This window comes from Allokutzneria sp. NRRL B-24872 (assembly GCF_002155965.1).
In the GTDB taxonomy this organism is placed as follows: domain Bacteria; phylum Actinomycetota; class Actinomycetes; order Mycobacteriales; family Pseudonocardiaceae; genus Allokutzneria.
In genome coordinates this window covers 323-718 of record NZ_MUMH01000338.1, presented here as the reverse complement: position 1 = coordinate 718, position 396 = coordinate 323, and the positions used below count along the sequence as shown (strand labels likewise).

Annotated in this window: 1 protein-coding gene; it reads right to left on the bottom strand. The window is 72.0% G+C overall.

Annotated elements, in window-relative coordinates; genetic code table 11:
• On the bottom strand, positions 1–396 hold a 396-nt coding region (locus CCN37_RS41245), incomplete at both ends, for an FAD-dependent monooxygenase (protein ID WP_210408404.1).

Here is a 396-nt window from a genome sequence, read left to right as displayed (position 1 = left end):
GATGTGCGCCGCGTCGCCCGCGAACAGCACGCGGCCGTGGCGGTAGTGCTCCAACTGCCGGGTGGAGTCGCCGAAGCGCGAGCGGACCAGGACTTCGGCCAGGGTCGTCGGCTCGCCGTAGAGCGCGGTCAGCGCCCGCTGGATCGCCTCGTCGGACTCCGGGGTGTCCACCTCGTCGAGCTTGCCGAAGGTGAACCGGTACCTGTCACCGCCCGCCGGGACGAGCATGCCCCAGTAGTTCTCGACCTCCCTGGTCAGCGTGCTCATGTGCCCGGCGCTCGCGGGGACGAGGTCGGAGACCGCGGAGAGGCGGATGTCGGCGAGCACGGCCTTGAACGTGCCCGACCGCCCGGGGAAGGGCCGGTCGAGCAGCTTGCGGACCGTGCTGTGCGCGCC